Below are 23,419 nucleotides of genomic sequence, written 5' to 3'. Positions count from 1 at the left end.
CGTCCTTTGGGATGGGGATGATTTGATGAGCAATCGGCTGGGTACAAGTATGGGGTACTGAGTCAAGATGGGGTGGGTTCAGGTTTATTCAACCGGCTCGCTCATGCACTGCAAAGGGTGCCCGGCCGCGCGGGCGGCCTGGAGGACCTGGTCCACTTTGGTGCTTGCCACGTCTCGGGAGTAGACGCCACAGATGCCTTTGCCCTCCAGATGGATCTTGAGCATGATCTGGGTGGCGGTCTCGCGATCCTTGCTGAAGTATTCCTGGATGACGTGAACCACGAACTCCATGGGCGTGAAGTCGTCGTTGAGCAACACCACCTGGAACATCTGGGGAGGTTGGGTGCGCTGGGTGCGACGCTCAAGCACCACCGCATCGTCGCTCCCAACACTGGGCGGGGCGGCGGGGTTGGGTGGTTTTTTCGGGTTCTGGGTGGCCATGAAAATGATTCTAGCGGCGCGCCTGCGTCCGCCGCGACGTGCGGGAATAGGAATGCCCGGATCGGGCATGATATGGCTGGACCCGGACTCCGTGGAGCAGTGACAGCGGCGCGATCGTCCATGCCTCATTGTGAATCCAAAGGCAGCAGGAAAACCGTGAAGAAAGGTGGCAATCGAACGCTTGTTCGCGGGCCAGCGCGGACGCCGTCGGGTGAGCCGTCTGCCCAGCTTTACATGTGCTCGATCATCACCTCGCCAAAACCCGAGCAGCTGACCTGGGTAGCGCCATCCATCAACCGGGCAAAGTCGTATGTAACCCTCTTGCTGAGAATGGCCTTTTCCAGCGAACTGATGATCAGGTCGGCGGCCTCCTTCCAGCCCATGTGGCGGAGCATCATCTCCGCGGAAAGGATCTCCGAGCCCGGGTTCACATAGTCTTTGCCGGCGTACTTGGGTGCCGTACCGTGCGTGGCCTCGAAACACGCCACGGTGTCCGACAGGTTGGCGCCCGGCGCAATACCGATGCCCCCCACCTGGGCGGCCAGGGCGTCGGAGATGTAGTCGCCATTGAGGTTGAGCGTGGCCACCACGGAATACTCGGCCGGGCGAAGCAGGATCTGCTGCAGGAAAGCGTCGGCGATGCTGTCCTTGATGATGATGTCCCGGCCTGTCCGAGGGTTCTTGAACCGGCACCAGGGGCCGCCATCGATGGGCTGAGCGCCGAACTCCCTCTGGGAAAGCGCATAGGCCCAATCCCGGAATCCGCCTTCCGTGTACTTCATGATGTTGCCCTTGTGCACGATGGTGACGTTGGGCTTGTCGTTGTCAATGGCGTACTGAACGGCCTTTCGCATCAGTCGCTCCGTGCCCTCGCGAGAGACCGGCTTGATGCCGATGCCCGACGTGTTCGGGAAGCGGATCTTGGTCACGCCCATCTCTTCCGTCAGGAACTTGATCAATTTTTTCGCCTTTTCCGACTCGGCCTCGTACTCAATGCCCGCGTAAATGTCCTCCGAGTTCTCGCGGAAGATCACCATGTTGGTCTTTTCGGGTTCTTTCAACGGCGACGGTACGCCCTTGAAATACTGAACCGGACGCAGGCAGACGTAGAGATCGAGCTCCTGGCGCAAAGCCACATTGAGAGAACGGATGCCGCCACCCACCGGGGTGGTCAGCGGCCCTTTGATGGACACCACGTACTCGCGCAACGCCGCCAGGGTCTCTTCGGGAAGCCACACGTCGGGACCGTAGACCCTGGTCGATTTTTCACCCGCGTACACCTCCATCCAGTGAATCTTGCGCTTGCCGGCATAGGCTTTTGCCACGGCCGCATCCACCACTTTCAACATCACCGGCGTGATGTCCAGGCCAGTCCCATCGCCTTCAATGAAAGGCACGATCGGTTCGTCGGGCACGTTGAGAGACATGTCGGCATTGACGGTGATCTTCTGGCCCTGTGTGGGAAGCTGGATGTGCTGGTACATGGATCGGAAAGCTCCGTGGGTTGATCGCGTGGGGCCAAAAGGGAAATTTTAGTTCGGCGACCGGCTGGTAAAGCCAATGACGCACAATGCGGCCGTGAAGCGAACCACCCCTCTGCTCCCTATGAAACGCCTGTTCACCCAACTGTTCTGCCTGCTCTTTCTCCTTGCCGGACCGGCCTGGTCACAAGCAGAATCGCCGCAGTTGCAATTGCCCAGGGCAAGCTTGTCCGCCGGCATGTTCCTGATCAGCGCTCAGGTGGTGTCCACGCCGGAGCAGCGCGCCATTGGCCTCATGTTCAGGAAAGAAATGCCCGCCAATGAAGGCATGTTGTTCGTTTTCGAGCAGCCTGCGGTCCAGTGCTTCTGGATGAAGAACACTTTTCTGCCACTCACCGCCGCCTTCGTCGAGGAAGACGGCACCATCGTCAACCTGGCAGACATGCAGCCGCAGAGTCTGGATTCCCACTGCTCGGCGAAGCCGGTGCGCTACGTGCTGGAAATGCACCAGGGCTGGTTCGCCAAACGCGGGCTCAAGGCGGGTTCGAAGTTGTCAGGCGCTCCGTTTACCCGGTAGGCCGTGGTCTCCCACGGCCCCCCGAGACACTTCAGGCCTTCAAGGATGCCAGGGCGGCATTGAAGGTTTTGCTGGGCCGCATGATGGTTTCGAGCTTGTCGAAATCGGGCTTGTAGTAGCCGCCGATGTCCACGGCTTTGCCCTGCACCGCAGCCAGCTCGGCAACGATGGCCTTCTCACCCTCCGCAAGCTGTTTGGCGAGCGGGGCAAACTTTGCAGCCAGGGCCGCGTCCTCGGTCTGAGCCGCCAGCTCTTCTGCCCAATACAGCGCGAGATAAAACTGGCTGCCCCGGTTGTCCAGCTGACCGGTCTTGGGTGATGGATTCTTGTTGTTGTCCAGCAGCTTGCCGGTGGCTGCATCCAGTGTGCGCGCCAGAATCTTGGCCTGCGCATTGCCGGTTTTCAGGCCGAGGTCTTCCAGCGATACCGCCAGCGCCAGGAACTCGCCCAGCGAATCCCAGCGCAGGTGGTTCTCTTCCACCAGTTGCTGCACATGCTTGGGAGCCGATCCGCCGGCGCCCGTCTCGTACATGCCGCCACCGGCCATCAGCGGCACGATGGAAAGCATCTTGGCCGAGGTTCCGAGTTCCATGATCGGGAACAGGTCGGTGAGGTAATCGCGCAGGATGTTGCCTGTGGCGCTGATGGTGTCCAGGCCGCGAATCACGCGCTCCAGGGTGTAACGCATGGCACGCACCTGGCTCATGATCTGAATGTCCAGCCCGGCGGTGTTGTGCTCGTGCAGGTACATCTTGACCTTGGTGATGAGCTGCGCCTCATGCGGGCGGTACTGGTCAAGCCAGAACACCACGGGCATGCCCGAGTTGCGTGCGCGGTTCACTGCGAGCTTGACCCAGTCACGAATGGCGGCGTCCTTGACCTGGCACATGCGCCAGATATCGCCCTGCTCCACGTTCTGGCTCATCAGCACTTCGCCGGTGGCCAGGTCTGTGATGTTGGCCACGCCGTCTTCCGGAATCTCGAAGGTCTTGTCGTGCGAGCCGTATTCCTCGGCCTGCTGGGCCATCAAGCCCACATTGGGCACCGTGCCCATGGTCTTGGGGTCAAACGCGCCGTGCCACTTGCAGAAGTTGATGATCTCCTGGTAGATGCGGGCAAAAGTCGATTCCGGCATCACAGCCTTCACGTCCTTCAGGCGGCCGTCGGCGCCCCACATCTTGCCGCTGTTGCGGATCATGGCGGGCATGGAAGCGTCCACGATCACGTCGTTGGGCGAGTGGAAATTGGTGATGCCCTTGGCGGAATCGACCATCGCGAGCTCGGGGCGGCCTTCGTGGCAGGCGTGCAGGTCGCGCTTGATCTCGTCCTGCTTGCTTTGCGGGAGCGTGGCGATCTTGTTGTAAAGATCAACCATGCCGTTGTTGACGTTGACACCCAGTTCGTCGAAGAGTTTGCCGTGCTTGGCGAAGGCGTCCTTGTAGAAAATCTTGACGCAGTGACCGAACACAATGGGGTGTGACACCTTCATCATGGTCGCCTTCACGTGCAGCGAGAACATCACGCCGGTCTTGTGGGCGTCGTCGATCTCCTTCTCGTAGAACGCCAGCAACGCCTTCTTGCTCATGTACATGGAGTCGACGATTTCGCGATCCAGCAGCGACACCTTGGATTTGAGGACGATGGTCTTGCCACTCGTGGTGATCAGCTCCATCTTCACGTCGCGCGCCTTGTCGAGGGTCATGGACTTCTCGCCGTGGTAGAAGTCGCCGGCGTGCATGTGGGACACGTGCGAGCGCGAAGCCTGGCTCCATTCGCCCATGCTGTGAGGGTTCTTGCGCGCATATTCCTTCACGGCCCTGGGGGCACGGCGATCGGAATTGCCTTCCCGCAGCACCGGGTTGACCGCACTGCCCGTGCATCGGGAGTAGCGCGCACGGATGTCCTTCTCCTCGTCCGTCTTCGGGCTCTCCGGGTAGTCAGGAATCTTGTAACCCTTGGCTTGCAGTTCCTTGATACAGGCCATCAACTGCGAAACCGACGCGCTGATGTTGGGCAGCTTGATGATGTTGGCTTCCGGCTTCAGCGTGAGCTTGCCCAGTTCTGCCAGGTAGTCCGGCACTCGCTGGGCTTCGGTCAGGCATTCGGGGAAGGCGGCCAGCACGCGGGCGGCCACGGAGATGTCGCTGGTGGCCACATTCACGCCAGCCGGCGCCGTGAAGGTGCGGATGATGGGCAGGAACGCACTCGTGGCCAGCAGGGGAGCTTCGTCCGTGAGGGTGTAAATGATGGTGGGTTGCTGGCTGCTCATTGCGTATCTCCAGAGATTGTTGGGGTATGCCGCCGGGCTGTCCGGCCGGGTTGTCCGTGCACAAGGATGGGACCGTCCGTGATTTTGCTTTCACAGGTCTGACCGAAGCGCCCATTTTGGAACACCATTCCCACAATGCAGAAAGGCGGCTTGAAAAACTGCATTATTTTTCGAGCCCGAACAACAAAAAGGGCCCGAAGGTTGCCCTTCGAGCCCTGCTTGTGCATCACACGCTGGCTCAGCCGAAATTCTTTTCAGCAAAAGACCAGTTCACCAGCTTGTCCAGATAGGTCTCGACAAACTTCGGACGCATGTTGCGGTAGTCGATGTAGTAGGCGTGCTCCCAGACATCCACGGTCAGCAAGGCCTTGTCGCCAGTGGTCAGCGGGGTGCCGGCAGCGCCCATGTTCACGATATCGACGGTGCCGTCGGCCTTCTTCACCAGCCATGTCCAGCCAGAACCGAAGTTCCCTACGGCCGACTTGACGAAGGCTTCCTTGAACGCGGCGTAGCTGCCCCACTTCGCGGTGATGGCTTCGGCCAGTTTGCCGGACGGCTCGCCGCCGCCGCTGGGCTTCATGCAGTTCCAGAAGAAGGTGTGGTTCCAGATCTGGGCTGCATTGTTGTAGATACCGCCGCTGGACTTCTTCACGATGGACTCAAGGTCCAGGCTTTCAAACTCGGTGCCCTTCTGCAGGTTGTTGAGGTTCACCACGTAGGCGTTGTGGTGCTTGCCGTGGTGAAACTCCAGGGTCTCCCGGCTGTAGTGCGGGGCCAGTGCGTCCAGGTCGTAGGGCAATGCGGGCAGGGTGTGTTCCATGGGGTCCTCTTGTGTTGGAGTAATGACACGTGCCTGGCTGCCGCGCAAAGAAGCAGCAGGTCAACAGCGATGCATTGTAGGCATGGCCACTACCGGCAAGACGAGCATGGTTTTTCGCCCCGCGCGCAACCTCAGCCGTCGACGTGAAGACCGAGTTCACCGTCGGCAAGGGTGGCACGCACGGCTTGTCCTGGTGAGGCTTGGGCAGTGCTCGTGAGCGCCTGTCCCTCGTCGTTCGACAGGAAGGCGTAGCCTCGCTGCAAGACAAGGCGCGGGTCCAGCATGCCCAATGCTTCCTCGCCACGACGAAGACGGATCTGCTGGCGCTCCAAGGCACGTTGAACCGCCAACGGCAAGGCCGTCCGCAGGCTCTGGAGGTGGTTGCGTTGCTGTTGAGTCGCAAGCAGCACGCCACTGTGCAAGCGGTGCTGCAGGCGGGTGAGTTGCTGCTGGCTGGTGTGCAGGCGGGTCGAGGGGCGGCCCAGCCGCTGTGCCAGCCTGTCCAGCCGCTGGCCGTGCTGGTCCACGATGCCGAGCGAGGTGCTGCTCAGCCGCTCTTGCAGGTATTCCAGCTCCCCCATGCGCTGCTCCCGGGCTGGAGCGCAGAGCTCGGCGGCGGCAGTGGGGGTGGGCGCGCGCAGGTCGGCCACAAAGTCTGCCAGCGTGAAGTCGGTCTCGTGGCCCACCCCACAGACCACCGGCATCGGCGATCGGGCGATGGTACGAACCAGCTCGGGATCGTTGAAAGACCAGAGGTCTTCGAGCGAACCTCCGCCGCGCACGAGCAGGAGCACATCGCATTCAGCGCGCGCGTAAGCGGTGCGCAGCGCAGCGCACAGCTCGCCCGGTGCCAGATTGCCCTGCACGGCGGCGGGATAAATCACGACCGGGATGTGGGGCACACGGCGCCTGAGCGCTGTGACCACGTCGCGCAGCGCGGCGGCGCCCAGGGAAGTGACCACGCCAATGCCACTCGGCTGCGCAGGCAGCGGCCTCTTTCGCGAGGCCTCGAAAAGGCCTTCGGCACCGAGCTGTGCCTTGAGCTTCAGGAACTGCTCGAAAAGCGCGCCTTGTCCGCCGGTCTTGAGGCTTTCCACAATCAGCTGCAGATCGCCACGAGGCCCGTAAACGTCGAGCTTGCCGCGCGCCTCCACGAGCTGCCCGTCCTTTGGCACGAAGTCGAGCTGGTCGGCGGCTCGCCGAAACATGGCACAGCGGACCTGTCCGCTGTCGTCCTTGAGTGAAAAGTAGCAATGCCCGCTGGCGGCGCGCGAGAAGCCGGAAAGCTCGCCCTGCACCGCCACGGGATTGAAGCGCGCAGACAAGGTGTCCGCCACCGCTCGCATCAGCGGGCCAACTGCCCACACACGCCGCGCTGCAGGGGCATCCTCGTCGGAAAATGCTTCAGCCACGGAGCTTTCCCTTGCAAATGTGTCCACAAGCCGCACCATTGCTGGCGGTCAAGGGTTTGCCCACAGGCGTTCTGCGGCGTCGCGTCAAGTGTGTTGATTTCAAAGTCTTTTGGCCTGCCTGTTTTGTCATCGTTCCGTCGCAGACCGCGCCAGTTGCAGGCTCGGGACCGAATCCAGCGGTGTTCTTCACAAAGTTATCCACAGAATCTGTGCACGAAGTGTGGGCAGGACGGCGGCATGTGGACGCGGCCCGACATCCGGTGCTTGCGAGGGGATGACCATCAAAGGAAGCCACAGGTGCTGAGACATAATCATCCGACCGTACCGGGCCACCCCTTCGGGCGGCCGTCGACTGGAGCCCCGTTTTGTTTTCCATCATACAAGCCGCCGGTTGGCCAATCTGGCCTCTGATCATCTGTTCTGTGCTGGGTCTGGCCCTGGTCATCGAGCGATTCATCAGCCTGAAATCCAGCAAGATCATGCCGCCCAAATTGCTCGACGAGGCCATCATGGTCTCGCGCAATGGCATCCCCGGCCCCGATGTGGTGACCCAGCTTGAACAGAATTCTGTGCTCGGGTCGGTGCTGGCCAGTGGCTTTCGCACCTTCAACAGCAACCCTCGCGCCAGCGAGGACGACTTGCGCGCCAGCCTGGAGGGCGCTGGCCGCCAGGCAGCAGCCAAGCTGCAACGCTACCTGGGCGCACTGGCCACCATCGCTTCAGCCGCGCCTCTGCTGGGCCTTCTGGGCACGGTCATTGGCATGATCGAGATCTTCGGCTCACAGGCCACCGATGTATCGGGCGCGGTGCCGGGTATGGGCAACCCGGGCCAGCTTGCGCATGGCATTTCGATCGCCCTCTACAACACGGCATTCGGCCTGATTGTGGCCATCCCGGCCTTGATCTTCTGGCGTTACTTCCGAGCGCGAGTGGACGACTATTTGCTGGGCATGGAGATCGCTGCCGAGCGCTTCACTCGCCACCTGCTGAGCCTGCGCAGGACGCCCCTATGAACTTCCGGCCGGGCACGCGGGATGAACCGGAGATCAACCTGATCCCGTTCATCGACATCCTGCTGGTGGTGCTGATCTTTCTGATGCTGACCACCACGTACAGCAAATTCACCGAACTCCAGGTAAACCTGCCGGTGGCCGATGCGCAGGCGCCCAAGCAAAACCCTCGCGAGGTGGTGGTGGCGGTGGGTGCCGATGGGCGCTACTCCATCAACCGGCAGGTGCTTGAAGGCGTGGGCGTCGACGCCCTGACCCGGGTGCTTTCGCTGGCCGCGCAAGACAGCCGTGACACGGTCATTGTCATCAGCGCCGATGCGGCCGCTACCCACCAGTCGGTCATCAACGTGATGGACGCCGCGCGCCGCGCCGGCCTCGTGCAGATCACGTTTGCCACGCAGCAGTCGGGCGCATCCGCAGCCCGCGGCAAACCCTGATTCGAGTCCGGCGAGCCCGGCGCCAGCCATGAGTGAAGGCATCGGGCACTGGCAGAAAGCCTGGCTGGAAGGCGCGCAACGCCGTGGATGGCTGGCCTGCCTGCTGTGGCCACTGTCTGTCCTCTACCTCGTCCTCATCGAAACGCGCCGAGCGCTGTATGCACTGGGCATCTTTGCCACTCACAAGCCGCCGGTGCCCGTGATCGTGGTCGGCAACGTGGTGGTAGGTGGCGCTGGCAAGACGCCCGCCACGCTGGCCCTGGTGGCACACCTGCAGGCCCGAGGCTGGCACCCGGGCGTGATCTCGCGTGGGCACGGGCGGCGGGGTGAGGGCCTTGTTCATGTTGAAACAGACACCGCAGCGCAGCACGTGGGTGACGAGCCGCTGCTCATTCGCCAGCGCACGGGTGTGCCGGTCTGCGTGGCGCGTGGCCGCGTGGATGCGGCGCTTGCGCTCCTGGCCAGACACCCCGAAGTGGACCTGCTGGTGTGCGACGACGGGATGCAGCATCTCGCACTGGGACGCGACTTGACGGTGGCCGTGTTCGACGATCGCGGGGTGGGCAACGGCTGGGTGCTGCCGGCCGGATTGCTGCGTGAACCCTGGCCATTTGCCGCAATGGCGGCTGGAAGGCCCGATATGGTGCTGCGACAAGGGCGAATGGGAGCCGTCGAAGTTGCCTTGCCTCCGCCGAAAGGCATGCCCGAGTTCCACGCGGTGCGTCGGCTGGCGTCCCGCGCCATTGGCCCCGACGGCCAAAGCCAGCCACTGGCACAACTGCAGCAACAACCGGTGATCGCCGTTGCAGGTATCGCGCGCCCCGAGGTTTTTTTCGAGATGCTGCGCGAGAGCGGTTTCACGCTCGCAAGCTGCGTAAGCCTGCCGGACCATGCAGACGCCGCAGACTACGCCGATGTGATCAGTGGCGCTCGCCACCCTCTGATCTGCACCGAGAAGGACGCCGTCAAGCTGTTCCCCATGATGCCGGCCGACCGATCGCCTGAAGCCTGGGCGGTTCCACTCGAACTGGTACCGGAAGCTGCGTTCTTTGAATGCGTCGATGCGAGCCTTGCGCGACTATCATCCCGCCATGGACACGAAACTGCTTGAACTGCTGGTGTGCCCCGTGACAAAGGGTCCGCTGATCTTCGACCGCGAAAAGCAGGAGCTGCTCTCCCGCAGCGCCCGCCTGGCCTACCCGGTCCGGGACGGCATCCCCATCCTGCTCGAACACGAGGCGCGCACCCTGACGGAAGAGGAAGCGGCGCGACCTTCAGCACCCGCGCCACTGGGATGACGCTCTCGGCCGTGGCCGATGCCGGCTTCACCGTGTTGATCCCGGCGCGCCTGGCCTCCAGCCGCCTGCCCGACAAACCCCTGGCCGACATCGGCGGCCTGCCCATGGTGGTGCGCGTGGCCCGGCGTGCGCAGCAAAGCGCTGCACGGCGCTGCGTGGTGGCGGCTGACGATTTGCGAATCGTGCAGGCCTGCGAGTTGCACGGCGTGGAGGCCGTGCTCACCCGCGTCGATCACGCCTCGGGCAGCGACCGGCTTGCCGAAGCCTGCGACCTGCTTGGCCTGGGCAGCGCAGAAGTGGTGGTGAACGTGCAAGGCGACGAACCGCTCATGGAGCCTGCCCTGATCGACGCAGTGGCCGCAGAACTGGTTCGCCGCACCGACTGCGTGATGAGCACGGCGGCCCACGCGATCGGCGGGACAGACGAGTTCCTCAACCCCAACGTCGTGAAAGTGGTGGTCGACCGGATCGGCACCGCGCTGTATTTCAGCCGCGCTCCGATTCCCTGGTGGCGCGACGGCATGGGGTCGCTGAATTCGGGCGAGGCCCTGGCCGCTCTCCCCTCCCCCGTGCCACTGCGTCACATCGGCATCTACGGCTACCGCGTCGATTTCCTGCGCCAGTTCCCGCGACTGGAGCCCGCGCCGTTAGAGGCCACCGAGTCGCTGGAGCAACTGCGCGTGCTCTGGCACGGCCATCGCATCGCGGTGCACATCACCGATTTGTCACCCGGCCCTGGCGTGGACACGCCGGCCGACCTCGAGCGGGTGCGGGCACTGCTCCGAGCTAGCTGAAAACACCCTCTTTCGGGACTCACCGGCTCCAGCTGCTGTAAGCCGGATGCGGGAATGCCCGTGCTATCCTCGAACGGTTGCCCCGGGTCCCAGGCCCGGGCGTGCCGCTGGCGGCCAGCGGCCATGCCATTGAAACTCTGAACAAGGAAAACGATGAGACTGATTCTGTTGGGTGCGCCTGGGGCCGGCAAGGGCACGCAAGCCACGTTCATCTGCCAGAAATACGGCATTCCCCAGATCTCCACCGGCGACATGCTGCGCGCCGCCGTGAAGGCAGGAACGCCGCTGGGACTGCAAGCCAAAGCGGTCATGGAATCCGGTGGCCTGGTCAGCGACGACCTCATCATCAACCTCGTCAAGGAACGCATCGCTCAGCCCGACTGCGCCAATGGTTTTCTGTTCGATGGTTTCCCCCGCACCATCCCGCAGGCCGATGCCATGAAGTCCGCCGGCGTGAAGCTGGACTACGTGCTGGAGATCGACGTGCCCTTTGACGCCATCGTGGAGCGCATGAGCGGGCGCCGCTCGCACCCCGCGTCTGGCCGCACCTATCACGTCAAATTCAATCCGCCTAAAGTGGAAGCCAGGGACGATGTGACGGGCGAACCGCTCATCCAGCGCGACGACGACAAAGAAGAAACCGTGAAAAAGCGCCTGGAGGTCTACAGCGCACAGACCCGCCCGCTGGTGGAGTACTACAGCAGCTGGGCGCGCATCGATCCGGCCAGCGCGCCGAAGTACCGTGCCATCAGCGGAATGGGCTCGGTGGACGAAATCACCGCGCGCGCCTTCGAGGCGCTTTCAAAGTAAGACCTCAAGTCGGGCTGGATCGCAGCCCGTAGGTCTTGCCGTCGAGGAAGATGTATTCGGCGCGCACAATTGCCTCGCCTTTCTCTTCCTTGAACGTGAAGCCCACAACGGCCATCGGCGTGCCGTTCTTGATCTCTGGTACCTGCCACTGGCCCATGCGAAAAAGCGGCGCCAGCTCGATCTCCCAGCGCTTGTCACGGCGAGTGGGCACCACGGTCTTGGCCAACAACGCCGGCCCGTCTATGCCGGCGGTCTGCGCCGGCAAAGCGCGCCGCGCGAGATCGGCGGGCAGGCTCAGGCCTTCAGACACTTCCAGAATCAATTCGGCGTGCGGGTTCCGCCATTTCACGTCCACGGCCTTCCCTTCCAGGTAGACGGGGCGGTCTTGATCGAAGCTGCTCCAGCCGTGGTGTGCCAGAGCGCCGGAGCCCCAGCCCGACAGACCAAGCAACGCGCCAGCCTGCACCAATTCCCGTCTTTGCATGTGCGTCTCCTTCAGATTTCAAACTACACGTAGCCGATCCAGCGGCCGCAGGTGAGAACCAGCAACCACAACACGGTGGACAGCGTCATCAATGCCCGGGCCGCACCATCCTGCAACTGCAGCGACCTGCGCGCGTGAAACCAGCCGGCGTTGCAGCCAGCCAGCATGATCAACGCCATCTTGGCTGTGAACACGCGGTTGGCCAACAGTTCCCCTGGTTGAGTACCAAACATCAGCAGCCCAGAAACCGCAGCCAGCGCGAAGCCGCAAACCGCAAGACCCAGGCTCAACCGTGCCAGGGGCTCAACGGGCAGCGCCGCGCCCCAGCCAAAAACGCGAAGCTCCAGCAACACCAGGTTGCCCAGCAACAACGCCACGCCCAGCAGGTGCACCACCTCCAGCATGGGATAGGCCCACGGATGAGCGCCGAGCGCGGCCAGCAAGGATCAACCCTCCAGCAGGTCCAGCGCGAGCGACAGGCGCGCCTTGACCGGGGACAGACCCCCGGCGTCTTCAAAGGCCAGACCAGCATGGGGCACCACCCGGCCTCCAGCGCAGCGGCTGGTCAATCTCACGCGAACGCCCTGCGCCTCGGCTTCGGTGAGGGCGGCCGCCAAGGCCTGGTGCACCGTGCCGTTGCCTGTGCCTGCAACCACGATGCCGCGCAAAGGCCGTTCGCCAGGGAATGCAAGCAATCCCCTGACGATGCTGCCGTCCGAATCAGCGTGGCTCGTCACCAGTTCAACGCGTGGAAGTTCGCTGACCGCCATGAGGTGTGCCAGCGCTCTGGGATCAAACGGCCGGTCTTCACGGCAACCATCCCAGCTCCGAAATTCGCGCACCTGTCCTTCCTCGACGCAAGCCAGGGCTCCGGCATCGCCGGAATCGAACGCGTCCAGCCGGTACGTGTGGACCTTGGCGACGTCGCGGGCGCCGTGCACCTGCCCGGCGCACACCACCACCACGCCCTCTGTTCCCGCATGGCGGGCCACCGCCACGGCATCGCTGAGATTCTGAGGGCCATCGGACATGAGGGCGGTGGCAGGTCGCGTTGCGCAGGTGAGAACCACGGGCCGGGTGGGCCGCAGCACCCGGTGCAGCAGAAAGGCGGTTTCCTCGATGGTGTCGGTGCCGTGGGTCACGATCACCGCCTGGACCTCTTGCCGCTCCAGATGCGCCGCAATACGGCTCGCGAGAGATTGCCACACGGACAACGCCATGTCCTTGCTGTCGATCTGGGCAATCTGCTCTACCTCAAGCGGCATGCCGCCGAGCACGGGCACCGCAGCCACCAGCTCCGCCGCGCTCACCTGGCCCGCCACGTAACCCACGTTGTCAGCCGACTGCGCGGCGCGCCCGGCGATGGTCCCGCCCGTACCCAGCAGCACCAAACGAAGGGCCTGATTTGATCGCACCACTTGCCAACTCTCCGAAACTGGTTAAAAATACAGCCACTGGATAAGAAAACAGGTATGGGTACGAAAACCCGTCCCAACTTGTTCAACTCCTGTCCCCATGTTCCCGACGAGGTTCCCATGTCCGACATGCCCGCATCCGCCCCCAAGCTCACCGCCCGGCAGCAGCAAATCCTGGAATTGATCCAGACGGCCATCTCCCGCTCTGGCGCGCCGCCCACGCGGGCCGAGATCGCCAGCGAGCTGGGATTCAAGTCGGCCAACGCCGCGGAGGAACATCTCCAGGCACTGGCCCGCAAAGGCGTCATCGAACTCGTCAGCGGCACATCTCGCGGCATCCGGCTGCGCAGTGAAGACCTTCGCTCCATCAACGACTCACGGTCTCGCCAGCTTACACTGCCGCTCGCTGGTTTCTCCCAGCTCATGCTGCCCCTGATCGGGCGCGTGGCAGCAGGCTCCCCCATCCTCGCGCAGGAGCATGTGGACCAGACTTACCACGTCGAACGCAGCCTGTTCCAGCGAGCACCGGACTACCTCCTCAAGGTGCGAGGCATGTCCATGCGGGACGCCGGCATCATGGATGGCGACCTGCTCGCCGTGCAGGCCACCAAGGAAGCGAAGAACGGCCAGATCGTGGTGGCGCGCCTCGGCGACGACGTCACCGTCAAGCGCTTCATGCGGCGCCAGCACCTGATCGAGCTGCACGCAGAGAACCCCGACTACAAAACCATCATCGTCGAACCGGGCGAGGCGTTCGAGATAGAAGGCCTGGCCGTGGGCCTCATCCGCAACAGCTTCCAGCTCTGACCGCACCCGGTCTTTGTCGCCTCAGCAGGTGGCGGGCGTTTGGTCCAGCGGGCTTCTGCGGTTCGCACAGGACACATCCCTGCGTTGGCGGCTTTCCAGCAATCCTGCCTGTGTTCAACCCCCACCAAGGAGTTTCGCATGGGAATCCTCTTCAGCACCAACACCTGGCGCGCACCGCTGCAGCTCATCGACTGCTGGCTTCCGGCCGCCCCAAAACGCCTGGCGCCAGCGGCCAATGAGCCGCTGGCCAGCCGCGTGGTCCAACGATTCGCCCGTGCCGGGTGGCTCGGCCGGCCAGCCAGCGTACCCGCGCACCAGGGGGCGCATACCACGCCGATCAGGCGGTCTGAAAACACAGGCGCATGCCGCGTCCGGGTGTTGCGAGCAACAGATCCGCGGCCATCACCGTCGCTCGGCGTGCGCCTGGTCATCTCGGGCCGCATCAACGATGTTTGCGCCGAACTCGATCGGCTTGCGGATCAGGAAAAACACAGCTCAGCGCGGGCAGCGTGAGCATCTCGCGCCTGCGTGGCGGGGCGACCGGGATGGTGGTGAGGGCACAATAGGGACATGAATATTGTGATCCTTGATGACTATCAAGATGCGGTGCGCAAGCTGCGATGCGCCGAGAAACTGGAGCCCTATCCCGCCAAGGTGTTCACCAACACCGTCAAGGGCGTGGGACAACTGTCCATACGGCTGCGGGATGCCGACGTGCTGGTCCTCATTCGCGAACGCACTCAGGTCACGCGGCAGCTCATTGAAAAGCTGCCGCGACTCAAGTTGATTGCCCAGACCGGGCGCGTAGGCAGCCACCTTGATGTGGCCGCCTGCACCGAGCGTGGCATTGCGGTGGCGGAGGGGGTCGGTTCACCGGTATCCACGGCGGAACTCACCTGGGGCCTTGTGCTGGCCGCTATGCGCCGCATTCCGCAGTACGTGTCGCACCTGAAGCACGGTGCCTGGCAGCAGGCCGGGCTCAAGGCGGCGGCCATGCCCGCCAACTTCGGGCTGGGCATGGTGCTGCGTGGCAAAACCCTCGGCATCTGGAGCTACGGCCGCATCGGCCAGCTGGTGGCTGGCTACGGCCGGGCTTTTGGCATGCGCGTGGTGGTGTGGGGCAGCGAGGACGCCCGGGCGCGCGCCAGGGCCGATGGCCACGAAACGATCGAGAGCAAAGCAGCCTTGTTCGAGGAAGCCGACGTGCTCTCTCTGCACCTTCGCCTGAGCGAAAAAAGCGCGGGTTGCGTGAAGGCGGAAGACCTTGCGCGAATGAAAACCAGCTCCCTGCTGGTGAACACCTCGCGAGCGGAACTGATCGAGCCTGAGGCCTTGATCGCTGCGCTCAACCGTGGTCACCCTGGCATGGCCGCTGTGGATGTTTTCGAGTCAGAGCCCATCTTGCAGGGACACGCCTTGCTTCGTCTGGAGAATTGCATCTGCACGCCCCACATTGGTTATGTGGAGCAGGACAGCTACGAGATGTATTTCGCGGCCGCGTTCGACAACGTCGTCAACTTCATCAAGGGCACGCCGACCAACATCGTCAACCCCGGCGCGCTGCAGGTCCGACGCTGATACTGGCCGCTCATGCCTTCTTGTCGGGACCAGCGTCCCGCGCGCCGGCGCCGTCGCTCTCGGGGGGCATGAAGTCCTGAACCTCAAAATCGATGAGGTTGTCACCAATCTGGCCGGGCTGTTCGCTTTCAGCCGGCCTGGCAGTTTGCTCGACGGCCACGTCCACCTCGGGCAGCGATGCTTCAAACGCCGAAAATTCGGACAGGTCGTCAAGGTTCACGTCAAGCCCGAGCCGAGATGACGCCGGGCTCATGGTGTCCAGACCCATGGGCTGGGTGTTTCGCTCTCGACCATCTTGGGACCCTCCTCTCTCGGCGATCGGCGAGCCATCGAGCAGCCGCCCGGCCGCCTTGAGGGGTTGCACGGCCGTGTGGTGAAACTCGCTGTTCCCCACTGCCTGGGAGCCGTCGCGCTTGATCAGGTCCTTGGCCATTGCGTGCAGGAGCAAGAGTTCGCGGTAAGCCTCCAGATCGAAAACCTCCACTTCGTCGTCGGACGCATCGCGGAAGATCGACTGCTCGATCAGGTCGAGCACGCGTGGCTCCGGCCACAGAGACTGGATTCGGCTGAAGGCTGTTTCGTAGGCTTCCAGCCCGCGCCCGGCGTCGGTGTAGTGATCGAAGGGCGGCGCGCCGGCGTTGAACACCTGATTGAATTCGTCGCGCAACTGGTCGTAGTCGTGGCGCCGTCCGAGCCGGTGGTAAAGCTTGAACAAATCGAGGTACGCCAGCGCACTGGGCTCGTGGCTTTCAGCAAGGTGGTTGCGCAGCACCTGAATGGCCTGTCCATCCTCGCCCAGCGAGACAAAGAAATCGGCCTGCTGCTGAATGTCAAACAGTTCTTCGGTGGCAATGGAGCGAGAGCCACCAATGGCGCTGGAAGAAAACTCGCGCTTGTCGCGCGTGGGCAGGGCCGGTGCCGGTTCGGCGGCCAGGGGGGGGCGGCCACTGCGCCCCGACCCGGTCTTGGGCGAGTTGGGCGGGTTGAGCAAGTCGAAAGAGGAGTCGTCGCCCAGATTGAAATCAATATCCTTGTCGACGTTGTCCACCGCGGCAGGCGTCGGAGTCTTGCGCGTCACGGGTTCGCCGAGTTTGTCGGCGGCCGACTTGTCGTCAGGATGGGAAGACCACCAGGCGCGCGATGCCTCGCCACCTGGCGCTCTGGCCTTGCGACGCCACACGAACGCAAGCAGCAGCAGCATGAGCAGTAGAAGCCCAGCCAGCGCATGGACGAGCGGGTTGCTGTAGCGCTCGTCCCGCGCCTGATTGAGTTGGGACCTGAGTTCGGAGAGACTGGCCTGATCCCGGGTTTGCGCACCGCGCAACTCGGCGGCCTCGGCCTCCAGGGTGCTCAGCTTCCGGGCATCACGCAGAATGTCCTCGGGTGTGGCGTTGATGGCCTTCCAGCGCTCGGCAGCCGCAGCGCGAGCTTCTTCGGAAGTTCCGGGTTCGCTGAGCATCAGCGGTGAGAGCTTGAGCGTGGGATCGCGCTCGATGCCCGGATCCAGGTCGACGGGATCGAGCTGCAGCCGGGGCGCGGCCACCGGGGCTGGCGCGCGGCGCACCACGCTGGGTGGTCTGGCGGCGGGCGCGGGTCGGGCACTGGCCTGGGCCGTTGTGGCAGTAGCTGCCCGCGACGAAGTTGCCGGCGCAGGCACAGCGCCTGCCGAAGACGAGGTGGTGGCGCGCTGCGACGGCAAGGCATCGACGGCGGGAGGACGCGCGGGGGAGGCAGCAGGTGCGGGAGCACTGGCCGCCGCAGGCTCCGAAGACAGATCGGCCAGCAGCACATAGCGGCGGGTGAAGGGATTGCTGCAGCCCGCCCGCACATAGAGCGTGACGATGGGCTCGTTTACAGGAAGCGCCGCCTGGATGCGCACGGTGGCCTGCGCATCGGCCCCGGCCGACTTTTGAGGCGTGCTTCGAACGGCGCCCGCCGATACCTGGGCATCGCCGTAGAACACGTCGGTGTTCACGCACTGGTTGGCGGCGTCTTCGTCGGGCCCGACCAGAAGCTGCACCCGGACATCAAGTGGTTGACCAATGAGGGCTGCGCCACTGTGCCTTCCCAAGGTCACTGCCGAACTGCCCATGGCAGTTGATAGCAAAATACAGGCTGTCCATGTCTGGCGCACGTTGGATGTCCTTCGTTCTTTCGTTTGGTCATTTTGTCATAGCTGCCGGGCCCCTCATTCCAAATACAACACACTTTATGCAACCCATTTTTCCCTCGGCGGGCGTCGTTGGCACGGGCGCCATGGGCCGCGGCATTGCCCAGATGGCGGCACAAGCCGGCAGCCAGGTCTGGCTTTTCGACGTGCAGCCCGGCGCCGCTCAGGCCGCCAGGGACGCGCTGGAAACCACCTGGAAGACTCTGGTGGAAAAGAACCGGATGGATGCCGCGACCATGCAGGCGTGTCTGGAACGCATTCAACTCGCCCAGGCATTGACCGACCTGGCGCCGTGCCACCTGGTGATTGAAGCGGTGGTGGAGCGGCTGGACGTGAAGCAGCGTTTGTTTGCCGACCTGGAGGGCATCGTGCAGCCCGATGCGGTGCTGGCGACCAACACCTCTTCGCTCTCCGTCACCGCCATTGCAGCTGCGCTCAAACGACCGGCACAGCTCGCGGGCTACCACTTTTTCAATCCTGTGCCGCTGATGCGGGTGGTCGAGGTTATTGCCGGCCTGAAAACCAGCGCTGAGGTGTGCCAGCGCCTCACCGACTACACGCGCCAGTTCGGTCACACGCCGGTGGCAGCGCAGGACACGCCCGGGTTCATCGTCAACCACGCGGGGCGCGGCTATGGCACCGAGGCGCTGCGCGTGGTGGGTGAGCAAGTGGCCGATTTCGCCACGATTGACCGCATCCTCAAGGACCAGATGGGATTTCGCCTCGGTCCGTTCGAGCTGATGGACCTGACCGCGCTCGACGTCTCGCACCCGGTGATGGAGTCCATCTACCACCAGTACTTCGAGGAGCCGCGCTACCGCCCCAGCGTCATCACGGCGCAGCGTCTGGCCGGCGGTGTGGTCGGCAAAAAGGTCGGCGAAGGCTTCTACACCTACGACAAAGGCGTGGCCCGCCTGGCCGCCGAACCCGCCACACCCGATGTGTCCGATCTGCCACCGGTGTGGGTGTCACCCAAGGCGGCTCGGCGCCAGGAGCTCTACCAGCTGCTCAAGAACCTTGGCGCGAGCATCGAAACCGCCGCCGTTCCTTCGGCCAGCGCACTGATCCTCGTGGCACCTCTTGGCCTGGACGTGACCACACTCGCTGCGGTGGAGCGCCTGGATGCCACGCGCACCGTGGGCATCGACCTGATGCTGGAAGACGCCTCAACGCGCCGACGCGTGCTGGCCACCAACCCCGCCACGCGACCCGACATGCGCGATGCCGCCCACGCCCTGTTCGCACGCGACGGCAAGCCGGTGAGCGTGATCCGCGACAGCGGCGGTTTCGTCACGCAGCGCGTGGTCGCCACCATTGTCAACATTGCGGCTGACATGTGCCAGCAAGGCATCTGCTCCCCGGCAGACCTGGACGTGGCGGTCACGCTCGGCCTGGGCTACCCTGCCGGGCCACTGGCCATGGGCGACCGCATCGGACCAACGAACGTGCTGGAAATCCTGTTCAACCTGCAGACGGTCTACGGCGATCCTCGCTACCGTCCCTCGCCCTGGCTGCGCCGGCGCGGTGCGCTGGGCCTGAGCCTCACCCACACTGAAGCCTGACCCGGCCACCCCACAGGAAACGCCCCAATGACCGCCAGCCTCAAGAGCCACAGCCATGGACAGACCATGGTGCTGACCATCAGCAACCCCGAGAACCGCAACGCCCTGAGCCCGGACATGTACGCCGCCGGTGTGGAGGCGCTGAACGTGGCAGAGAGCAGCGACGAAGTGCGCAGCGTCGTGATCACTGGAGAAGGCAGCCACTTTTGCGCTGGTGGCAACCTGCAGCGGCTGCTGGCCAACCGTCAGCAACCCCCGGAGGTGCAGGCACAGAGCATCGAAGGCCTGCACAACTGGGTAGAGACCATCCGCGCCTTTCCCAAGCCAGTGCTGGCGGCGGTTGAAGGCTCCTGCGCTGGTGCAGGCTTTTCACTGGTGCTGGCTTGCGACATGGTGGTGGCAGCGCAAAACAGCGTGTTCGTGATGGCGTACAGCAATGTGGGCCTTTCACCCGATGGAGGTGCCACCTGGAGCCTGACGCGCGCCCTCCCCCGCGCCACCGCACTGCAACTGTTGATGTGCGGCGACCGCATCGGCGCCGAGCGGTTGCATCAGCTGGGTGTGATCAACCAGGTGAGCGCGCCTGGCGAGGCCCTGGCCGATGCGCTGGCGCTGAGCGAGCGGCTCAACGCCAGGGCACCCAACGCGTTGTCCAGCATCAAGGAACTCGCCAACGAGGCCTCCACGCAAGCCTTGCATGCCCAGCTCGCCGCCGAGCGCGATCATTTCGTGCGATGCCTTCACCACGGCAACGCCGGCGAAGGCATCAGCGCCTTCATGGAAAAACGCCCCGCCAGCTACCGCTGAGCGGCGCGCCCACTCCCTCCCTGCGCGCATACCCTGATCCCTCGCCACGTCCCTGTGGCGACAATGATCGCCTTTCCAGTCACTCAAAAGACAGCCCATGGACGAACCGATTCTGACAATGGAAGAACGCGAGGCGATCAACAACGGTCGCTGGTTCACCAGCCTTTCTCCTTCCCTGCGTCACGACATACTCCGATGCGCCTACGTCAAGCGATTCAAGGACGGCGATCTCATCGTCGCCCGAGGCGATCCGCCCTCCGAGTGGTCTGCGGTGGCCAAGGGCGCGGTGCGCGTGAGCTCCACATCGCTTTCGGGCAAACAGATCACCCTGACGTATGTGGAGCCTGGTGTGTGGTTCGGCGACGTGGCAATGTTCGACGGCGACCAGCGCACCCACGATGCCTATGCGCATGGACCCACCACCATGTTGTGCGTGGCCAGGACCGATTTCCAGAAAATCCTGAGCATGCATGTGGAGCTCTACGAAGCGCTCATGCGCCTTCAGGCGCGACGCATTCGCACGCTGTTCGGCCTGGTGGAAGACCTCAATACCCTGCCCCTTCGAGCCCGGCTCGCCAAGCAGTTGCTTCACCTCGTGCGCAGTTACGGCGTGCCCTGCTTGTCGGACGGCAGCGAAATGCGCATCGGCCTGCAACTGGCTCAGGAAGAACTGGCGCAACTGCTTGGCGCTTCGCGGCAGCGCGTGAACCAGGAACTCAAATCCATGGAGCGCGAAGAAGCGATCCGCATCGAACAAGGTGGTCTGGTGGTGCGCAACCGCGACATGCTCATGCGCATCGCCGAGTCGGAATCCTGAACAGCACCTGGCCCATCACCTCACTTCGGGCTCGAGCTGCATGACAGACCACCAGAACTTCACTGGCACCAGGCCCGTTGCCGGGCAGCATGCGTTTGACGAAGCCGCCCTGGCCGCCTGGATGGCATCCAGCGTGCCGGACTTCGCGGGGCCGCTCACCGTAGAAATGTTCAAGGGTGGGCAGTCCAACCCCACCTACAAGCTGGTCACGCCGCAACGCGCTTTTGTGATGCGCGCCAAGCCCGGACCCGTGGCAAAGCTGCTGCCGTCGGCCCATGCCATCGAGCGCGAATTCCGCGTGATGAGTGCGCTGCACGGTACCGGGGTGCCTGTGGCCCGCATGCACGCTCTTTGCGAGGACGAGTCGGTGATCGGTCGCGCCTTCTACATCATGGAGTGCGTGGACGGTCGCGTGCTGTGGGACCAGTCGCTGCCTGGCATGACGCCTTCTCAGCGCGGCGCCATCTACGACGAGATGAACCGCGTGATCGCCGCGTTGCACAACGTGAAGCCGCTGGAGATCGGCCTGGACGGCTACGGCAAACCAGGCAACTACTTCGAGCGCCAGATCGGACGCTGGAGCAAGCAGTACCAGGCCTCGGTGACGCAACCGATCGATGCCATGGACCGGCTGATGGAATGGTTGCCCCAAAACGTGCCTTCCATGGCACGCGACGAGTCACTGCTGTCGGTCGTGCACGGCGACTTTCGCCTCGACAACCTGATGTTCCTTCCTGCCGAGCCGCGCGTGCTCGCCGTGCTCGACTGGGAGCTCTCGACGCTGGGCCACCCGCTCGCCGACTTCAGTTACCACTGCATGTCCTGGCACATTCCGCCGGGTGCGTTTCGCGGCATTGGCGGCCTGGACCTGAAGTCGCTGGGCATCCCGTCCGAAGCCGACTACATCGCGCTGTACTGCGAGCGCACCGGCTTTGCAAAACCCGAACAGCTCAAGGCCGACTGGAATTTTTACCTCGCCTACAACATGTTCCGCCTGGCGGCCATCCTGCAAGGCATTGCCAAGCGGGTGGAAGCCGGCACCGCATCCAGCGCCCAGGCCGTCAGCTCGGCTGCTGGCGCGCGGCCCATGGCCGAGCTGGCCTGGCGATTCGCCAGCGCTGGCTGACCCCTTTTTCCCATGCATCCAAGCACTACCCCACAGGAGACAAGATGAACTTCGACTACACCGACAAAGTGAAGGACATGCGCGAACGCCTGCTTGCTTTCATGGACCAGCACATCTACCCCAATGAAGCGCGCTTTTTCGAGGAAATCTCGGCCAATCGAGCGAAGGGCAACGCCTGGGTACCCACCGCGATCATCGAGGAGCTCAAGCCCAAGGCGCTGGCCGCCGGTTTATGGAACCTGTTTCTGCCGCGCAGCCCGCGCGCGCCGCAGGGGCTGTCCAACCTTGAATACGCGCCCATGTGCGAGATCATGGGTCGCGTGCCGTTTGCCGCCGAGGTGTTCAATTGCTCCGCGCCCGACACCGGCAACATGGAGACTTTGGAGCGGTACGCCAGCGAGCCCCTGAAGGACGAATGGCTGGAGCCGCTCTTGCGCGGCGAAATCCGGTCGGCCTTCCTCATGACCGAGCCCGAAGTGGCCTCGTCGGACGCGACCAACATCCAGTGCCGCATTGAGCGCGACGGCAACGAGTACGTGATCAACGGCCGCAAGTGGTGGTCTTCCGGGGCGGGCGATCCACGCTGTGCTGTGTACATCGTGATGGGAAAGACGAACCCGGAGGCACCGCGCCATTCGCAGCAATCCATGATCGTGGTGCCCTCGAACGCCAAAGGCATCAGCGTGCTGCGACCACTCACCGTGTTTGGCTACGACGATGCGCCGCACGGCCACATGGAAGTCTTGCTGGAGAACGTACGTGTTCCGGTCGAGAACCTGCTTCTGGGCGAAGGCCGTGGCTTCGAGATTGCCCAGGGCCGTCTTGGCCCGGGCCGCATTCACCACTGCATGCGCTCCATCGGTGCCGCCGAGCGCGCCATGGAACTCATGTGCCAACGGCTCAACAGCAGAGTAGCCTTTGGAAAACCGGTCTCAGCGCAATCGGTCTGGCACGAACGCATCGCCGATGCACGTTGCCGCATCGAGATGGCGCGCCTGCTCACGCTGAAAGCGGCATACATGATGGACACGGTGGGCAACAAGGTGGCCAAGGCGGAGATCGCCATGATCAAGGTGGTGGCGCCCAACATGGCCTGCGATGTCATTGACATGGCCATTCAGGCGCACGGCGGTGGTGGCGTGAGCGGCGACTTTCCGCTGGCCTACGCTTACGCCAGCCAGCGCACGCTGCGCCTGGCCGACGGCCCAGACGAAGTACATCGCCAGTCCATCGCCAAGCTCGAGCTGGCGCGCCACATGGCGTTGAAGACCGAGGTGGAGATGCCCATCACGCGGGGTTTCTGA

The 23,419-nt window shown here is 63.6% G+C and carries 24 protein-coding genes; 15 read left to right on the top strand and 9 right to left on the bottom strand.

The features are described 5' to 3' along the window. Window positions 1–84: 84 nt before the first annotated feature. Window positions 85–441, bottom strand: coding sequence for an ATP-dependent Clp protease adapter ClpS (clpS, locus tag CAP37_RS07555; RefSeq protein ID WP_179190159.1), 357 nt, complete (start codon window positions 439–441; stop codon window positions 85–87). 230 nt (window positions 442–671) lie between these two features. Further along, a complete protein-coding gene (gene icd, locus CAP37_RS07550) occupies window positions 672–1,925 on the bottom strand; it encodes an NADP-dependent isocitrate dehydrogenase (protein WP_086123613.1) in 1,254 nt (417 codons plus the stop codon). A 121-nt stretch (window positions 1,926–2,046) separates the two neighbouring features. Between icd and CAP37_RS07545 the strand changes: the two genes are divergently transcribed. Then, window positions 2,047–2,499: a DUF192 domain-containing protein gene (locus CAP37_RS07545; RefSeq protein WP_256926907.1), complete on the top strand. Its 453-nt coding sequence runs from the start codon at window positions 2,047–2,049 to the stop codon at window positions 2,497–2,499. Window positions 2,500–2,530: 31 nt separating this feature from the next. Here CAP37_RS07545 and CAP37_RS07540 read toward each other — a convergent pair whose 3' ends face one another. The 3 genes from CAP37_RS07540 to xseA form a co-directional block, all read right to left on the bottom strand. After that, window positions 2,531–4,768, bottom strand: a complete 2,238-nt coding sequence (locus CAP37_RS07540; RefSeq protein WP_086123611.1) for an NADP-dependent isocitrate dehydrogenase — start codon at window positions 4,766–4,768, stop codon at window positions 2,531–2,533. A gap of 238 nt (window positions 4,769–5,006) precedes the next feature. Then, complete coding sequence (locus CAP37_RS07535) at window positions 5,007–5,588, bottom strand: superoxide dismutase (protein WP_086123610.1); 582 nt, start codon at window positions 5,586–5,588, stop codon at window positions 5,007–5,009. A 131-nt stretch (window positions 5,589–5,719) separates the two neighbouring features. After that, window positions 5,720–7,000, bottom strand: coding sequence for an exodeoxyribonuclease VII large subunit (gene xseA, locus CAP37_RS07530; RefSeq protein WP_256926906.1), 1,281 nt, complete (start codon window positions 6,998–7,000; stop codon window positions 5,720–5,722). A gap of 365 nt (window positions 7,001–7,365) precedes the next feature. On the opposite strand from xseA, the gene CAP37_RS07525 reads away from it, so the two are divergent. The 6 genes from CAP37_RS07525 (at window position 7,366) to adk (ending at window position 11,349) form a co-directional block, all read left to right on the top strand. Further along, window positions 7,366–8,013 (top strand): MotA/TolQ/ExbB proton channel family protein, encoded by a 648-nt coding sequence (locus CAP37_RS07525; protein ID WP_086123608.1) that lies wholly within the window; start codon window positions 7,366–7,368, stop codon window positions 8,011–8,013. Then, window positions 8,010–8,447 (top strand): biopolymer transporter ExbD, encoded by a 438-nt coding sequence (locus CAP37_RS07520; RefSeq protein ID WP_086123607.1) that lies wholly within the window; start codon window positions 8,010–8,012, stop codon window positions 8,445–8,447. The genes CAP37_RS07525 and CAP37_RS07520 overlap by 4 nt, the downstream gene beginning before the upstream one ends. Before the next feature lie 28 nt (window positions 8,448–8,475). Next, window positions 8,476–9,558, top strand: coding sequence for a tetraacyldisaccharide 4'-kinase (lpxK, locus tag CAP37_RS07515; RefSeq protein WP_086123606.1), 1,083 nt, complete (start codon window positions 8,476–8,478; stop codon window positions 9,556–9,558). After that, a complete protein-coding gene (locus CAP37_RS07510; RefSeq protein ID WP_086123605.1) occupies window positions 9,539–9,745 on the top strand; it encodes a Trm112 family protein in 207 nt (68 codons plus the stop codon). The genes lpxK and CAP37_RS07510 overlap by 20 nt, the downstream gene beginning before the upstream one ends. Then, complete coding sequence (gene kdsB, locus CAP37_RS07505) at window positions 9,742–10,539, top strand: 3-deoxy-manno-octulosonate cytidylyltransferase (protein ID WP_086123604.1); 798 nt, start codon at window positions 9,742–9,744, stop codon at window positions 10,537–10,539. Before CAP37_RS07510 ends, kdsB begins: the two co-directional genes overlap by 4 nt. 153 nt (window positions 10,540–10,692) lie before the next feature. Next, window positions 10,693–11,349 carry an adenylate kinase gene (adk, locus tag CAP37_RS07500; protein WP_086123603.1) on the top strand — a complete coding sequence of 219 codons (657 nt, stop codon included), beginning with the start codon at window positions 10,693–10,695 and terminating at the stop codon, window positions 11,347–11,349. A 4-nt stretch (window positions 11,350–11,353) separates the two neighbouring features. Here the strand turns inward: adk and CAP37_RS07495 are convergent, their stop codons facing one another. The 3 genes from CAP37_RS07495 to CAP37_RS07485 are packed head-to-tail and all read right to left on the bottom strand — an operon-like array spanning window position 11,354 to window position 13,251. After that, entirely contained in the window at window positions 11,354–11,833 is a 480-nt protein-coding gene (locus CAP37_RS07495; protein ID WP_086123602.1) for a DUF6152 family protein, read from the bottom strand. A gap of 23 nt (window positions 11,834–11,856) precedes the next feature. Then, window positions 11,857–12,276, bottom strand: coding sequence for a hypothetical protein (locus CAP37_RS07490; RefSeq protein ID WP_086123601.1), 420 nt, complete (start codon window positions 12,274–12,276; stop codon window positions 11,857–11,859). A 3-nt stretch (window positions 12,277–12,279) separates the two neighbouring features. After that, entirely contained in the window at window positions 12,280–13,251 is a 972-nt protein-coding gene (locus CAP37_RS07485; RefSeq protein ID WP_256926905.1) for an asparaginase, read from the bottom strand. A 117-nt stretch (window positions 13,252–13,368) separates the two neighbouring features. Here CAP37_RS07485 and lexA point away from each other — a divergent pair, with 117 nt between their 5' ends. The 3 genes from lexA to CAP37_RS07470 all read left to right on the top strand — a co-directional run bounded on the left by lexA (window position 13,369) and on the right by CAP37_RS07470 (window position 15,633). Continuing rightward, the gene (gene lexA / locus CAP37_RS07480) at window positions 13,369–14,055 is read left to right on the top strand and encodes a transcriptional repressor LexA (RefSeq protein WP_373271059.1); all 687 of its coding nucleotides are present in this window, start codon (window positions 13,369–13,371) and stop codon (window positions 14,053–14,055) included. Between the two features lie 138 nt (window positions 14,056–14,193). Next, the gene (locus CAP37_RS07475) at window positions 14,194–14,568 is read left to right on the top strand and encodes a hypothetical protein (RefSeq protein WP_086123600.1); all 375 of its coding nucleotides are present in this window, start codon (window positions 14,194–14,196) and stop codon (window positions 14,566–14,568) included. Between the two features lie 57 nt (window positions 14,569–14,625). Next, window positions 14,626–15,633: a D-2-hydroxyacid dehydrogenase family protein gene (locus CAP37_RS07470; RefSeq protein WP_086123599.1), complete on the top strand. Its 1,008-nt coding sequence runs from the start codon at window positions 14,626–14,628 to the stop codon at window positions 15,631–15,633. Between the two features lie 10 nt (window positions 15,634–15,643). Here the strand turns inward: CAP37_RS07470 and CAP37_RS07465 are convergent, their stop codons facing one another. Next, the gene (locus CAP37_RS07465) at window positions 15,644–17,653 is read right to left on the bottom strand and encodes a hypothetical protein (protein ID WP_086123598.1); all 2,010 of its coding nucleotides are present in this window, start codon (window positions 17,651–17,653) and stop codon (window positions 15,644–15,646) included. A 191-nt stretch (window positions 17,654–17,844) separates the two neighbouring features. On the opposite strand from CAP37_RS07465, the gene CAP37_RS07460 reads away from it, so the two are divergent. The 5 genes from CAP37_RS07460 (at window position 17,845) to CAP37_RS07440 (ending at window position 23,419) form a co-directional block, all read left to right on the top strand. Then, window positions 17,845–19,365 (top strand): 3-hydroxyacyl-CoA dehydrogenase, encoded by a 1,521-nt coding sequence (locus tag CAP37_RS07460; RefSeq protein ID WP_086123597.1) that lies wholly within the window; start codon window positions 17,845–17,847, stop codon window positions 19,363–19,365. A gap of 27 nt (window positions 19,366–19,392) precedes the next feature. After that, window positions 19,393–20,172 carry an oxepin-CoA hydrolase, alternative type gene (locus CAP37_RS07455; protein WP_086123596.1) on the top strand — a complete coding sequence of 260 codons (780 nt, stop codon included), beginning with the start codon at window positions 19,393–19,395 and terminating at the stop codon, window positions 20,170–20,172. Window positions 20,173–20,269: 97 nt separating this feature from the next. Next, on the top strand, window positions 20,270–20,989 hold the full coding sequence (locus tag CAP37_RS07450) for a Crp/Fnr family transcriptional regulator (RefSeq protein WP_086123595.1): 720 nt from the start codon (window positions 20,270–20,272) through the stop codon (window positions 20,987–20,989). Between the two features lie 40 nt (window positions 20,990–21,029). Then, window positions 21,030–22,115, top strand: coding sequence for a phosphotransferase family protein (locus CAP37_RS07445; RefSeq protein ID WP_086123594.1), 1,086 nt, complete (start codon window positions 21,030–21,032; stop codon window positions 22,113–22,115). A gap of 44 nt (window positions 22,116–22,159) precedes the next feature. Further along, the gene (locus CAP37_RS07440) at window positions 22,160–23,419 is read left to right on the top strand and encodes an acyl-CoA dehydrogenase family protein (RefSeq protein WP_086123593.1); all 1,260 of its coding nucleotides are present in this window, start codon (window positions 22,160–22,162) and stop codon (window positions 23,417–23,419) included.

This window comes from Hydrogenophaga sp. IBVHS1 (assembly GCF_002127265.1).
Taxonomy (GTDB): Bacteria; Pseudomonadota; Gammaproteobacteria; order Burkholderiales; family Burkholderiaceae_C; genus Hydrogenophaga.
The sequence above is the reverse complement of the archived record's forward strand: the minus strand, read 5'-3'. Positions and strand labels throughout refer to the sequence as shown.

What these genes read in the sequence shown, in the direction of transcription:
- lpxK (WP_086123606.1), top strand. Translation starts at nt 8,476, where the DNA reads ATGAGTGAAGGCATCGGGCACTGGCAGAAAGCCTGGCTGGAAGGCGCG.
- CAP37_RS07475 (WP_086123600.1), top strand. Translation starts at nt 14,194, where the DNA reads ATGGGAATCCTCTTCAGCACCAACACCTGGCGCGCACCGCTGCAGCTC.
- CAP37_RS07470 (WP_086123599.1), top strand. Translation starts at nt 14,626, where the DNA reads ATGAATATTGTGATCCTTGATGACTATCAAGATGCGGTGCGCAAGCTG.
- CAP37_RS07450 (WP_086123595.1), top strand. Translation starts at nt 20,270, where the DNA reads ATGGACGAACCGATTCTGACAATGGAAGAACGCGAGGCGATCAACAAC.
- lexA (WP_373271059.1), top strand. Translation starts at nt 13,369, where the DNA reads ATGTCCGACATGCCCGCATCCGCCCCCAAGCTCACCGCCCGGCAGCAG.
- CAP37_RS07510 (WP_086123605.1), top strand. Translation starts at nt 9,539, where the DNA reads ATGGACACGAAACTGCTTGAACTGCTGGTGTGCCCCGTGACAAAGGGT.
- kdsB (WP_086123604.1), top strand. Translation starts at nt 9,742, where the DNA reads ATGACGCTCTCGGCCGTGGCCGATGCCGGCTTCACCGTGTTGATCCCG.
- CAP37_RS07440 (WP_086123593.1), top strand. Translation starts at nt 22,160, where the DNA reads ATGAACTTCGACTACACCGACAAAGTGAAGGACATGCGCGAACGCCTG.
- CAP37_RS07540 (WP_086123611.1), bottom strand. Translation starts at nt 4,768, where the DNA reads ATGAGCAGCCAGCAACCCACCATCATTTACACCCTCACGGACGAAGCT.
- CAP37_RS07460 (WP_086123597.1), top strand. Translation starts at nt 17,845, where the DNA reads ATGCAACCCATTTTTCCCTCGGCGGGCGTCGTTGGCACGGGCGCCATG.
- CAP37_RS07445 (WP_086123594.1), top strand. Translation starts at nt 21,030, where the DNA reads ATGACAGACCACCAGAACTTCACTGGCACCAGGCCCGTTGCCGGGCAG.
- CAP37_RS07535 (WP_086123610.1), bottom strand. Translation starts at nt 5,588, where the DNA reads ATGGAACACACCCTGCCCGCATTGCCCTACGACCTGGACGCACTGGCC.
- CAP37_RS07545 (WP_256926907.1), top strand. Translation starts at nt 2,047, where the DNA reads ATGAAACGCCTGTTCACCCAACTGTTCTGCCTGCTCTTTCTCCTTGCC.
- CAP37_RS07455 (WP_086123596.1), top strand. Translation starts at nt 19,393, where the DNA reads ATGACCGCCAGCCTCAAGAGCCACAGCCATGGACAGACCATGGTGCTG.
- icd (WP_086123613.1), bottom strand. Translation starts at nt 1,925, where the DNA reads ATGTACCAGCACATCCAGCTTCCCACACAGGGCCAGAAGATCACCGTC.
- CAP37_RS07520 (WP_086123607.1), top strand. Translation starts at nt 8,010, where the DNA reads ATGAACTTCCGGCCGGGCACGCGGGATGAACCGGAGATCAACCTGATC.
- adk (WP_086123603.1), top strand. Translation starts at nt 10,693, where the DNA reads ATGAGACTGATTCTGTTGGGTGCGCCTGGGGCCGGCAAGGGCACGCAA.
- clpS (WP_179190159.1), bottom strand. Translation starts at nt 441, where the DNA reads ATGGCCACCCAGAACCCGAAAAAACCACCCAACCCCGCCGCCCCGCCC.
- CAP37_RS07495 (WP_086123602.1), bottom strand. Translation starts at nt 11,833, where the DNA reads ATGCAAAGACGGGAATTGGTGCAGGCTGGCGCGTTGCTTGGTCTGTCG.